Genomic DNA, 13,157 nt, shown 5'->3' on the forward strand with positions numbered 1-13,157 from the left:
CAGTTATCCGATCAGTTACATCCATTCTTCCTTTGTGTGGTAAAAAATAAATCCGGAAATGTACATTTCCGGATTTATTTTTTATATGAAGTATATTCTAAGGATTAATTGATCTTTAAAATATTCAATCCTGCCTTCCCTGTAGCAACAAATGCAAGGTTGTTATTAATGTATATATAGTTGGCTGAACCGTTAAGTTTATAATATCCTACTACATTGAAGGTATTTTTATTCAGAACAATCACACCGTCTGTACCATTAGCCAGATACAAATAGCAGTTATTTACAGCTACTGCATTGGTAAGCCCTGTCTGACTGAATACATTCTGGTTATTTACTTTGAAGTTTCTCGGAACGAAAGTATTCATCAGCTGTCCATTGCTGAGTTTAATCTTCGCAACCCCTTTATCACTTAAAGCAAGATATACATATTCATCATCTAAAGTAATGACATTCTTTCCGTCAGTAACAGACTGTACAAGAGTATTGTAAGTGTATGTTTTCGGATTGCTTCCGTCTACATTTGCTATTCTCAATGAAGTGCCGGTAGCTTCGGTGGCTAAAAATACCTGATAGGTATTATTATGTGCAATATATTTTGCTCTTTCACCTGAAGAATAAAACTGGTCAGATACAGAATATCCGTTAGCAGGATTAAGTTTGAAGAAACCACCTCCTGTTGTTCCTGTTACTGCATACAGGGAATTATTATAAAAATAAGAATTTTTTGCCGTAGAGCTTGGAAGCTTATAGCTGGAGAATAATGATAAATCCTGTGTATTGAATACATTGTTAGAAAGCGGCGCCGTGATCAATCTTGCTCCGTTTTTATCTCCACCTGTCGCAAATATTTTATTATCAGCAACATCAACATTATTAAATTCAACATTATTAAACAATGCTTCACTTACTAGAGTTGGAGCATTATAATCAGAAACATTTAAGATTCTAACGGCTCCCTGAGTATCGCTTCCGAAAGCAGCGTCATTGGTATGATAAGAGACATAAGCAAAACCATTATTTACAGTAACACCGGTTGCGCTCAGTACATTATTGTTGATAGAAGGGCTTACCGCGTTCGCTACAAGTGTGAACTGGAGCTGGCTGTCCGTACAAGGAGAAATACCTTTTTGTGGTCTGCACCCTTCAGCAGGGATAAATGTATTTCCATTTAATGTAACCTGATTATTGATTTTATTATTGTTCTGTAATACCGAATAAGAGGTATTGGTAAAGTTCAGATCAATAAGTCCTGTTACTGCAGGCGACGCATTCATGTTTCCAAAAGACATATTAACAAAATCCATTCTTGCAAAGCTGCTTCCTGTATTGCTGATTTTGCCATCAATCGAAACAGAACCTCCGGTCACATCAGTGAATGACTGTGGCTTTAAATTCAGTACTCCTGAACCGTTGATATGGAAGCCTTTTGAGAATGTTAAGTATCCTTCGTTACTAAGAGTAGCATTCAGATAATTATTCTGCATCTCAAAAACCATTCGGCAATAGTTGTTTACAGTAGAACTTCCGTTTAAGCTGATATCTTTTGTAAATTTAATGTTGTTATAGTTATTGATGATTCCATCCACAGATGAAGTAGTATAATCCACATATCCATAGTTGTTAAGTGTTCCTCCAGAGTTAAGATGAAAATTAGCTGAGCTAAGGATCTGACCGTTGGTACCAACTTCCACTTTACCTCCGTTAGGAACATTAATCCAGTTTGAACCTCCAAGATTACCCAAGACGATGATTTTCCCAGCGGAATTAAAATTAAATCCACCGGTAAAAGTGGTTCCTTCAGGAATATAGTAAGTTTCTCCGCTATTGATGTTGTACCAGTTGCTTCCTACAGCAGCAATAGCTCCTGATAGATTTGGCGTATAGGAAATTGTTTTCTGAGCAGAAGATAATTTCTGAACACCCGGATCAAATGTTATGAAATTAACCTTGGTATTCTTTAACTCAATGCTTTTGCTGAGTTCTACACCTCCATACCGAAGGGTGATGTCTCCATTGGTTATGGAATTTGAGCTTTCGTTGTTCTCAGACATTAAGTTATCTTCTGAAGAACATCCGGTTGAAGCAACAAGCACTAAAATACCTATTGCAGCGGTTAGTTTTTTAATCATTAATGAAATATGTATTATTGTAAATTTTAATGGAGTAGAAAGAGAATAACGCGGATCAGGCGCCAAACTCTTTTGCTTTTCTAGACGTTTTTTGAGGGTTCCAGGGATCTTTATAAGAATCGTAAAAAAATAATTCGTCCATATAGGCAATTGTCCTTACAATTCGCATGAAATATCCCATATATATCGGATAGAGCGGAATGTATATAATTTTAGACAAAAATTTCTTCTTATTCTTCACAATTATCAAGCAGACTAAAAACTGCATAAAATACAGCAGCAAATATAGTAAATATTTGAATGGCAACCAAAAAAGAAGAAATTCCGGATTCTCAATTATTATTCTTAGCATGTAAAATAACCAGGTGATATCCAGAACTAGCCCAAAGAAGACATTTTCAAAAAAAGCGAAGAAATTTGAAAGCCGGAAATTTTTATTGGGGAACCATACATCACTGTGTTTTCTGAGCCTGAAACGGATAAGAGAACGGGACCAGCGTAATCTTTGCTTAGCTAATTTGCCCCATTCTACGGGGACATGGGTGTTACAGACTGCATTTTCTTCAAAAAATATCTTGTAGCCAATCTTTCTGATTTTAACGGTTAAGTCACCGTCTAAGCCGGGCCCTACGTCCCATCCGCCCACGCGATCCAATATTCTTTTGGGAAAAACCCCAAATGCCCCGGATATGATTTTATAAATGCCGAGTTTTGAAAGGACAATCCTGGAAATGCTTATGGACTGCTGGTATTCCAAATACTGCATTGTTGATACCAACGAATCGTCATCATTTCTTACCATTAAATTTCCTCCAACACCTCCAATATTTTCATACATATAAAATGGCAACAATGCTTTTTCAATCGCATCATTATCAAGAGAGGAATCTGCATCAATATGAACGATATATTTACCTCTTGAATATTTCAGGCCCAGATTGGCAGCTGAAGCTTTGCCTCCACGTATTCCGGATCTTAAAAATTTTGAGATAGCACCCATTTTTTCAAAAGACTGGCCTATGATTTTCGTGTGATCTGTGGAACCGTCATCAACAACAATGATCTCAATGTTTTTATAGGTCTGCTTCTGCATGGAAGTAATCATTTTATGCAGATGCTTTCCTTCATTATGTCCAGGAACCAAAATAGTGACCAGCGGGAATTCTTTCATTAGTTTTTCCCGGGCAGTCCTCCATTCTCCTTGATTGGTAAAACGATTTCTCAAGCTTACGAACAGGACAATAATTTCAAGAATCAGAAATCTGGGTACGTCTATAATAAATACATACCATCCCCAATTCAGAATTTTGTTCCAGTCTGAATACTGCAGATTAGAAAAAATCATTTCCCAAAGACTATCCACTTTCCTTTTAATTTAATATTTCAGTGATTGCCTTATGGGTCAGCTCATAATTATAAATCTTTTCCAGCTTTAATTCTGAAGGTGCCTGCTCCGTTTTGCAGTTGATACAATGAACACCTATTAAAGGTTTTTGAAATTCATGTCCGCATGTATGGTTTTTACAGTAAAATATTTTCCCGGGCTTGTCATAATCTACGCCCAAATTTCTAAGTTCTTTGCTACATTTTGGGCATATTAATTTGTCATCCTGCTGAAAAGTATTTTCCGTAGCAACAAAGGCACACCTGAAGTGGTGTAATAAGACCCTTGCCTGCAAATTATGTTCTCTGCATTTTGGGCATTCTTCTCTGTAATTCAGGAAACCGGAACTGCACTTTTTACAAATGTGCGAGGTATCTACATAATGTCTGCTGAGATAATCATTTTTATAGGCATTGTTCAGAATCAACCGTGTATATTCATAAGCATCCGCGGCACTGTCATAATAGGCTTCAATGCGCGGATAGGAATATCCGCTTAGCGAATTGGGACTTTCATGAAATTCAATATTTTTATCCCTTGAATAATAGTAGGTTATGATTTTTTTAAGCAGATCATTGTCCTGAAAGATGGCCGGGTTCAGATGGCTTTTTTTTATAAAGTCTAAAATGAACCTGATGTATCCTGATTTGCTCTTCAAATCCAGTTCATCAATATAACCGTCACAAAGATGCTTAAGATTATAATTTTTATATTCTTTATAGGTTTTTTTAAAACTTTTCTGTAAAAAAACAGGTTTGAGGAAAACTTTTGGATCGTGATGCCTGATCATATGCACTAAGAATTTTCTCACATTCCATGCTTTATCATTATTAATGATCCAGATGTCTGCAAGATCCGGATCCGGCACTTCGTTATGATCTATCTGTTCTTCCAGCATTAAAGCCGTGATCCCGTTGTCCAGTGTTAGAATTTTGTCTGACATGATAACTCTCCTTATGAAAATTTTAGTTTTTTTACTTTTACCGGGATGTTACTTATTTTTACAGCTTTCCATGATTTTCCATCGAGAGGTACTATATCGATTACAACTCCATATTTATTATCGGTTATGTTTTTGTTAAGCAGCGAAGTGTCCTTTAATTCTGAAAGCGAATAAATTTTTCTTACTCTGCCTTTAAGGGTTTTGTTGAAGCCGTACGGCAGTTTTATTTCAACGTGGTCTCCTTCGTTAAATTCATCAAGGTCATTGATATCTACATAAGCTCTTACAAACTGTCCTTCGTGAATAAGCGAAGTGACTATATCCGATTTATAGGCCACCTGACCATTCGCGATACGGAAACGGTCCACAACTCCGCTTACTGGTGAGATGTAATAGTTCCGGACCTTAGAAATTTTATTGTCTTCAGTAAGTAGGGAGTTTTTAACCTTATTTATGGATAATATTTTTGCTCTTTCATTATTTAATGCTTTAATATCTGCCAGTACAGATTGAAGTGCATATTGCACGTCATCGATTGACCGGTCTACATTGGCAAGCTCGTTAGGGGTAATTTGATTGATATAGACAAGTTTTTCCTTTCTGACTTTTTCACTTCTCCAGAACTGTATTCTTTTGCGGAGATCATTCAGAAGAAAATTCTTTTTTGAAATTTCTGCATCAATTGAGGCTAGGCGGTTTTCAAAGGTTGTGTTGTCTATCAGACTTTTTATAGAGTCCTGCTCAGACTTTTTACGGGCATTGGCATCAGAGAAAAATTCATAACTGAACAGGGTGTCACCTTTTTTTACGGTCGATCCTTCCTTGATATTATAATTGAGAATACTGATGTCATTTGTAAATTTAACATCAAATTGCTGTTGTTTCAGGAAGCCGTCAGCATAGTCAAAAATCCATGATGATATGATCCATCGGAGTAAAGAAAATAAAATCAACAGTAAAATGGCAAAATAAATCCATCGGTCCCATTTTCTTTTTTTAACAGGTTTTTCATAGACTTCACTTGTTAAATTATCATTATTGAAATTGATCTCCATTAGGGCTTAAAATTATTCATTTGTGACAGGTCATAATATCCTATTTTTGAAATACCGTTGCTCTGAACAGTTGTCTCGGCATCCAGTAAATTGCTGAAAGTCTGGAAATCGTTAATCCTGAATACCCATACATAATTGGTTCCCAGAATATTTCTTATGGCAGCTGTTTTATTCATCTTTTTCTCAAGAGTTAGAACGTCATATGCCATGATATAGCTCATTACATTATTGTCATTCAATGCAGTGGCTACATTTAAGGGTAGGTGCATCGGAATGCTTACCCCCATATCCATGTTATTCTGGTCACACCATATTTTTGAATTGGTAAAAAGATTGATAAGTCTTTGCGAATAAACATCAATATTTTCCTTGTAGTCGTCAAACGTATGAGGCTCAATATCAAGATGTACTCCGGCGAAACCCATATTTTTCGCATCGATCAGGGCTTGCTGCAGATCTGTAAATCCATCATCTGTTTTTGCATAGGAGTTTTCTCCTATTAATCGGTATACCTGGATATTATTTGCTGCTGCCTGTGTTTTGAAATCTTCAACCTTTACCATATCAGGAACTTTCCCGATAGACAGGAAAACCCTGTTGATATGCCAGTGGTTCATCAGATCGATGATATAAGCATTTGAGTAGTTGTTAAATAAGGCACTCCAGATATAGGTTTCGTGTCCTGCATTATCTATGTCGGTTCTGTTCTGCAGCTGTTCTGTTTTATAATCTATGCCTGCTGTCATTCTGTATTCAAGATACTTTTCGTATAAATGAGATTTTTTATCGTAAATCTGTAATTGGTTATTCAGGAACTTTTCAGCTGTACCCAAATATCCGGCAGGGCTGAAGGTATTGCTGTTTTCATTGGTTGATTTCAGTTTGAGCTCAGATTCCAGGTACTCACTTTCCCTTTGCAGTATATCTATTTCTGATTTTAACAAATAATAGTCTCTGTAAATACCATTCAGCCTGTCACGGTAGATCAGCTGTAAATCATTCAGCATGTTTTCTTTAAACTTCAGATCCTCTTCATTGCCAAGATTGCTCTTGCTTCTGCTGACTGGCAGGTTAAGGGAAGCGCCCAGGCTGGCAAAATTTCTGTCTCTTGATAACGCAGAGTAGTAATTATACCGTAATTTTAATCTCAGGTCAGGTTGCCGGTCTCTTTTGGTTCTGATGCTCAGCATTTCTTTTTCCATTTTTAGAGCCTGCTCTTTATCCTTTACCAGGACGTTAAGGTCTATTTGTTCAACAGGAGTCAGATCAGGAATGGAGGCATTTAAGATTTCTTTGCCAAAAGAGGTTGTGAATGAGCTTTTAAGCAGGTTTTCCAATGATTTTTTTTCAATGGACACTTTTTCCAAACGGTATCTGTTATTGGCCAGTTCAGTATCATTGGCAATTCCGCTTTTATTTTGTTTTATATCAAACTCATTCAGAAGTTTTAAGATTTTTTCATAATCAGCCAAAATGGATATTCTTTTTTCATCAAAGAGCATTTTGATTGCATCCAGGTTTTCCCTGTAGTTTATTTCTTTTTTATATTGCAGCTTTTCCAGAACATTCATCTTTCTGGCTTTTTCATTTAATGAGTTCTGTATCCTTTGGTTTTTTGAACTCCCTTCTCCTAAAGCCAGCCAGTCTAATCCCGACGATACCCTTGCACGGTAAAAAATATTGTCATCATCTGAAAAACCCGGGCTGAAATTATAATTAACTTCAGAAATCCAGTTGATATTCAGAGTATTTTTATTTGCTGAATTATCGTGTGAGATATCAAGTACATCATGAGTCAGCGAAACATTTGCTGTTGCAAAACTATAAGGCGCTGTATTTTCATGGCTTTTGCTATCAGCCAACAGGTTTGAAATAATTTCTTTTGTTGACACATATATTTTCCGGTAATCTGTTGCCAGAACATGTAAAGAACCTGAATTTATGCTAAGTGCAGATTTGCTCTGAGCGCTTAAAAGAATCAAAAAATTTAAAATAAGTAGGAGTTGTAACGTTTTCCGCATAAAATAAATAGCAATTTTTTGCAAATTTATATCTTTTTATTTGAATTATTTTAATACTTACATAATCTATCAGAAATATTGATAATTTCTACCGAGTTAAAAGAAAAATTGATAATTATTACTAATTATTACTAATTGTAGTGATTTATACTTACGGTAATAGCTTCGACTGATATTGTTGAAAATTTAAACCATTAGATATTTAAGTGCTAGAATAAATATTAATCTGGAAAACTATTAATCAGATTGATATTATTTATATGCTTCAGAACTAGTAATTTATTATTTTAAATTAGATTATAATTACTGACGCAATATTGACCAATGTTAAAAAATAACAAATAATAATAGTTATTTATTCTATTATGTAGTCAAAGAAATCTTGAATCATAGAGGTATATATTGCTTTGTCTTCAAATATTTACAGAAAAAGTCGCCAATTTGGCGACTTTTTCTGTAAATAGATTAATATTGTTGTTTATAAATTATCATCAACTAGAGTCTGAACTCCTGCAGAAGCTGCTACTCCTCCTATAACGGCTCCCACAGGACCTCCCGCTAGGCCTATTACAGCTCCCATTGTGTCAGCTACAATTCCTCCAAATATACGAGCCCACCATCTGATTCTATTTGAAGCTACAGTATTGGAGTTGGAATCATTTGGATAAAAAGAAATCCAATAGTCCGCACTATGACGTGCAATTGCTATTGTTGCTAATAATTGATCTTTCTCTTTTTCCGATAACTTGGATTGGAGATAGCTTGCTTCGATTTCATTTAATTGATTTACAATATCATTTGTATTTTCATAAGAATCTGCATTAAAAAAGCTAGATAATTTATGTAGTTCTTTCTTATATTCATCAGAATATTGAAATCTTTTTCCTAATTCATCTATTTTTTCTTCTGTAAATTCACTTGTCATTGATTCATTCATAATTTCCGAAACAGTATTTGAGTTAAATACAGATGTATCATATTCATAACCGTTTTCCGTAACAAAATTCAAGGCTAAGTCGGGTATTTTATCTTTAGAAGGTTTTAAATTATGCATATCCGTCATAAAATTGTTATGTAACTCACCCAGATAATCGAAAGGATTTGATGTTCCTGCTTTTGATGCCATTACAATTTTAGCGTTAGCTTGATCCATATCAGCATAGCTATTATCCGTATTACAAGATAATCCAGTCAATAAAACTGCAGATAACATAAATTTGAATAATGTTTTCATTTAAATAGTTTTTAATAATTAATATTTATTTAATTGGAAAAATTTATAAACAGAATTCTTTTATCGAGACGTTTCTTCTATTTTTATTCTTGTCAATCAAAGTTGCAAAAGCAATATTTAGGAACGATCTGTTATAATTTTTTCTATCTTCTTCTTAAAATTGTTAAGAAAAATCCAATGTTAATATAAAAAAAATTTTATTCCTATTGATGAAGTGAAAATTTTAATCACAGATTCAATAGAAATAACAGGGCCAAATATATAAAAAAAATCTATATTTTGTGATAAAAATTTCATGTCAAACATATTCCATTAATTTTTAACAGTAATATAAGGTTGGTCTATGTGATATTTTTGTTTCATATCTTATCAGTAAAGCCTCAAAATTATCTAGGTAGTTGTTCCTCGTCCTATCTTAAACATTCTTCTATAAAACTTGTGATTAAAATATATTCATAGTTTATGTCTCCGTTGAGGGGTTATTTTTATATTCCTGCATTTCTTCTAGTTCAGTAGAGTTTTGAAAAACCTGAATCTATATTAATAAATTATCTTTATACTCTATATGTGTACCATTTAGATGACCGAGAATCTCATGTGATGTTTAAATAGGTGTTATTTAATGTGAGTTCGGTCTAAGCAGCTATAATTCTACTTTTATCGATGATATCCTTACCGGAATTAATAGAAGGTTTTTTATCAAAGAAAGAATACGCTGCCAGAGTGCATATAATATTCAAAACAAAATTATCAACGCTTCTGTGCCTGGTGTTCTCTACCTGGCAGATATTCTTAAGCTCATCATTTACAGATTCAATTAATGCTCTTTTTCTCAGCATGATTTTGTCATGGAGGAGTATCAGGACAGAAATATTCGGAAGAAGATAATGCCCTTGCTGAGGCTGTTTTAAAGCAGTTGAAAAAAGAAGAACATCATGATAATATTTATGTTATAGACAGAGGTTTGCAGTCTACAAGAACGATGAGAGAATTTGAAGAAAAGCGTATCAAATTTATTGTTCGTTCCAAAGAAAACAGAAAATTTGAAGAGATTGAATCTTTTCTTACAGTAGCAACTCCTGTAAAATAGGATGACTGGGAAGTTATTAAAGACAGCAAAGTACAACTTTATACCGGAAAACCTATACAAAACAAACGCGGAAACATCTATCATCGGGAAGAAAAAGTAGAAACGGATTTTCGGATGATAGTCATCAAAAATGAAAAAACGAACAAAGAATTTTGGTTTTTAACGAATGAGTTTGAACTTTCTGTCAAAGAGATTTCAGATTATTACAAAAAACGTTGGGATATTGAAGTGTTCTTCAGATTTATGAAACAGGAGCTGACTTTAAGCCATCTTGTTTCCCTCAACAAGAATAGAATTGAAGTAATGCTTTACATGACAATGATTGCTTCCATGTTACTTTTGATTTACAAAAAAGCAAATAATTTAGGCTACAAAACAGCAAAAATACATATGGGAATGGAACTTCGGGATATGATAACAGCAATTCTAATCGTTTTTGCAGGTGGTGATCCCGATAAAGTGTTTAAAACTTAAAAATACAAAAATGGCCGGCATTTTCTTCCGACCATGACTAATATATGGGCCTGTTTAAAAATTAAATCAGAAAAATGTTTATGAATATATTTCAAACTTAACGAATAAAAATAATGAATTGATTGTCATTTTTTTTATGCTGTTCATTTTCTTGAATTTTTGGCGTCTAATCAATTAAGCTACATGAAAATATCCTACAAACATTACTGACAATCAATGGAATTTATTAAAAATACCTTTAGATAATCGAAAAAGCAAATATAATCTTAGAATCATTTGGAACGCAATAAATAAGATAATGGAAGCAGTGGGTGGAGAACAAATTCCAGGTATGGGAATATTTGAAAACAGAGATTCCCGCAAACAACTTTTGGCCGGAAGCAGGTATCTGCTTTATAAAAGCCGCGAAAAATGGACACGCTCCCAAAGACAAAGAGTCTTCATCCTTTTTGCTCAATATCCGGATCTGGAAAAAGCGTAACAATGGACCTATGACTTCGAAAGATTTATAACCAGAATATTCCAAAACAATTTGGCCGTGATCAAGTTTGTCCATTGGTTCAACGAGGTTGAAGAATCAGACTTTAAATCTTTTTTACTTTAATAAAAACAATTAAGAATCATTACGGGGATATTTTAAACTATTTTTAATCAAAGAAGCACTAATGAAGCTGCTGAATCTTTCAATGCGAAAATTAAAACTTCAGGATGCAGCTCCGGAAGTGAAAGACAGAATTTTCTTTCTGTTCAGATTAACAAAAATTTTTGCTTAGTCCTCAACTTTTGTGCATAATCTGGATTCAATAAAGTACAAACGATAAGAATATTCAAAACTCATTGAGAAGCTGTTGTAATCTGATAAATATTTTCAAATTGTATTAAGAATGAACGGCTGAGATAAATGTAAATTATTAATTTTTATTTTCCAAAAAAATGAATTTGTCGGAAATAGGTATTGGCACTACCCGATTAATATCATGGCTCATCATATTCCACGGATGTATAACAAGTTGTAAAAAAAACGGGAGGAATGATAGTACCATTTCTCCTATTATGTAGACCCACAGGGATTCGAACCCCAGATGACTGAACCAAAATCAGTAGTGTTACCGCTACACCATGGGTCTGTGTTCAACAGTGCGAAATTATAGAAATTATTTTACATATAAAAGCCAAAAGCTGATATCCGTTTACGAAAATAGATAGCCTGCCATGTTATTTATTGATAGTCAAAGAATTATTTTAACAAAAATTTTAAAATTGAAAAATGGGAAATTTTCACATTAGAGTTTTCCTTATGCGGCAATACATAGTGGACATTACAAATTAAGAAGATGTTTGGATAACAGATTCTTTATCGCTGAAAATCAATTTAAATAAAAATCATATCTTTGCAAAAAATTGGGCTCCAAAAGTTGGAGAAACCCATTAATAACTCATCCTGAGCACCGTCGAAGGATTATTAAACATTTTTATGTCGAATATTGTCGCAATCGTTGGGCGCCCCAACGTAGGAAAATCCACACTTTTTAATCGTTTACTGGAAAGAAGAGAAGCTATCGTAGACTCTACTGCCGGAGTTACCAGAGACCGTCATTACGGGAAATCCGATTGGAACGGAGTAGATTTTACCGTAATTGATACCGGAGGGTATGATGTAAATAACGATGATGTCTTCCAGGGAGAAATTTCAAAACAGGTTCAACTGGCTATTGATGAAGCTACATCAATTATCTTTATGCTTAACGTGGAAGAAGGCCTTACCGATACGGATTATGAAATTCATGAAATGTTGAGGAGGTCCAATAAACCTGTTTATATTGTCATCAATAAAGTGGATTCTTCAAAAGAAGAAGTCGCTGCCACAGAATTTTATCAGTTGGGAATTGAGAAATATTATACTTTATCTTCTGCAACAGGTTCCGGAACAGGAGAAGTACTGGATGATATCGTTAAAGATTTCCCGACAACAGACTATAAAGATCCATTTGAAGGATTGCCTAAAATTACCATTGCAGGCCGTCCGAATGTAGGAAAATCTACCTTAACAAATGCACTGCTTGATACGGAAAGAAACATTGTAACGGATGTGGCTGGAACTACAAGAGACAGTATCCAGACGCTTTATAATAAATTCGGTCATGAGTTTGTGTTGGTGGATACCGCAGGAATGAGAAGGAAGTCCAAAGTGAATGAAGATCTGGAGTTTTATTCCGTGATGCGTTCCATCCGTTCTATCGAATATTCGGATGTGGTAATTATCATGGTGGATGCTACCCAAGGTTGGGAATCTCAGGATATGAATATTTTCGGACTGGCTCAGAAGAACAGGAAAGGAATTGTCATCCTGGTGAATAAATGGGACCTGATTGAAGACAAGCAAACCAATACTATGCGCGACTTTGAAAAGCATATCAAAGATAAAATCGGGCAGTTTAATGATATTCCGATTTTGTTTATTTCAGCATTGACGAAGCAGAGAATCCTGAAGGCTGTTGAAGTGGCCATGGAAGTATACGAAGACCGCAAAAAGAAAATCAAGACTTCAAAATTAAATGAAATCATGCTTCCTATTTTTGAGGGCACACCGCCGCCGGCAAATAAAGGAAAGTATATAAAAATCAAATATTGTGTACAGCTTCCGACACCATCGCCGCAGTTTGTATTTTTCTGCAACCTGCCGCAATATGTAAAAGAACCGTATAAAAGATTTACTGAAAACCAATTGAGAAAAGAATTCGGGTTTACGGGCGTTCCGATTGAAGTGTATTTCAGACAAAAATAATAATATGATCCCTTTTAGATTTTCTAAAAGGGATTTTAC

At 34.5% G+C, this 13,157-nt stretch carries 8 protein-coding genes, 1 tRNA gene and 2 pseudogenes; 3 read left to right on the forward strand and 8 right to left on the reverse strand.

The features are described from left to right. Positions 1–104: 104 nt before the first annotated feature. The 7 genes and pseudogenes from MKJ01_RS00535 to MKJ01_RS00565 form a co-directional block, all read right to left on the reverse strand. Positions 105–2,132, reverse strand: a complete 2,028-nt coding sequence (locus MKJ01_RS00535; protein ID WP_241610907.1) for a hypothetical protein — start codon at positions 2,130–2,132, stop codon at positions 105–107. Between the two features lie 55 nt (positions 2,133–2,187). Then, positions 2,188–3,495, reverse strand: coding sequence for a glycosyltransferase (locus tag MKJ01_RS00540; RefSeq protein ID WP_241610908.1), 1,308 nt, complete (start codon positions 3,493–3,495; stop codon positions 2,188–2,190). 7 nt (positions 3,496–3,502) lie between these two features. Continuing rightward, on the reverse strand, positions 3,503–4,459 hold the full coding sequence (locus tag MKJ01_RS00545) for a hypothetical protein (protein WP_241610909.1): 957 nt from the start codon (positions 4,457–4,459) through the stop codon (positions 3,503–3,505). 11 nt (positions 4,460–4,470) lie between these two features. After that, on the reverse strand, positions 4,471–5,514 hold the full coding sequence (locus MKJ01_RS00550; protein ID WP_241610910.1) for an HlyD family efflux transporter periplasmic adaptor subunit: 1,044 nt from the start codon (positions 5,512–5,514) through the stop codon (positions 4,471–4,473). Next, the gene (locus tag MKJ01_RS00555; protein ID WP_241610911.1) at positions 5,514–7,406 is read right to left on the reverse strand and encodes a hypothetical protein; all 1,893 of its coding nucleotides are present in this window, start codon (positions 7,404–7,406) and stop codon (positions 5,514–5,516) included. Before MKJ01_RS00555 ends, MKJ01_RS00550 begins: the two co-directional genes overlap by 1 nt. A 607-nt stretch (positions 7,407–8,013) precedes the next feature. After that, positions 8,014–8,769 carry a hypothetical protein gene (locus MKJ01_RS00560; RefSeq protein WP_241610913.1) on the reverse strand — a complete coding sequence of 252 codons (756 nt, stop codon included), beginning with the start codon at positions 8,767–8,769 and terminating at the stop codon, positions 8,014–8,016. 635 nt (positions 8,770–9,404) lie between these two features. Further along, positions 9,405–9,632 (reverse strand): annotated as a pseudogene (locus MKJ01_RS00565) (transposase); the annotation flags it as partial. Positions 9,633–9,655: 23 nt separating this feature from the next. On the opposite strand from MKJ01_RS00565, the pseudogene MKJ01_RS00570 reads away from it, so the two are divergent. Together MKJ01_RS00570 and MKJ01_RS00575 are read left to right on the forward strand one after the other, a co-directional pair. Further along, positions 9,656–10,333: pseudogene (locus tag MKJ01_RS00570) on the forward strand (transposase); the annotation flags it as partial. Positions 10,334–10,631: 298 nt separating this feature from the next. Then, positions 10,632–10,814, forward strand: coding sequence for a transposase (locus MKJ01_RS00575; protein WP_241632405.1), 183 nt, complete (start codon positions 10,632–10,634; stop codon positions 10,812–10,814). Positions 10,815–11,389: 575 nt separating this feature from the next. Here MKJ01_RS00575 and MKJ01_RS00580 read toward each other — a convergent pair. Continuing rightward, positions 11,390–11,460: transfer RNA gene (locus tag MKJ01_RS00580), tRNA-Gln, on the reverse strand. 347 nt (positions 11,461–11,807) lie between these two features. Between MKJ01_RS00580 and der the strand changes: the two genes are divergently transcribed. Next, on the forward strand, positions 11,808–13,118 hold the full coding sequence (der, locus tag MKJ01_RS00585; protein ID WP_241632407.1) for a ribosome biogenesis GTPase Der: 1,311 nt from the start codon (positions 11,808–11,810) through the stop codon (positions 13,116–13,118). Positions 13,119–13,157: the final 39 nt, after the last annotated feature.

Source organism: Chryseobacterium sp. SSA4.19, assembly GCF_022601875.1.
In the GTDB taxonomy this organism is placed as follows: Bacteria; Bacteroidota; Bacteroidia; order Flavobacteriales; family Weeksellaceae; genus Chryseobacterium.